Raw genomic sequence first — 246 nt, 5'->3', positions numbered from 1 at the left:
CAGTTCGTCGGCCAGCTCCTTGCGCTCGGCCAGCGAGGATTCCAGGCCGATCAGCTTCATCAGGTCGACGATGGAGGTGCGCCAGTTCAGCTTCTGCGCGCGCTGCTCGTTCATGAAGTCGAGGATGACGGCGGAGATGCAGGTACACGTGCGGCGCAGATGTCGGGGATCGTGCGCTCAAGCAGCGAGGCTCCGCGAGCCGAGCGATAGCGCACTAACAATGCCGCATAAAAAAGCGCTCAAGTC

Annotated in this window: 1 protein-coding gene; it reads right to left on the bottom strand. The window is 61.8% G+C overall.

What is annotated here, in order from left to right:
• A partial coding sequence (locus tag BJP32_RS16840) for a DUF3597 family protein (RefSeq protein WP_369822443.1) occupies positions 1 to 126 on the bottom strand: 126 nt, incomplete at its 3' end.
• Positions 127 to 246 lie beyond the last annotated feature (120 nt).

Origin of the sequence: Brevundimonas sp. ZS04 (genome assembly GCF_001956865.1) — a bacterium.
Classification (GTDB): Bacteria; Pseudomonadota; Alphaproteobacteria; order Caulobacterales; family Caulobacteraceae; genus Brevundimonas; species Brevundimonas diminuta.
This window is presented reverse-complemented; position numbering and strand designations above follow the sequence as displayed.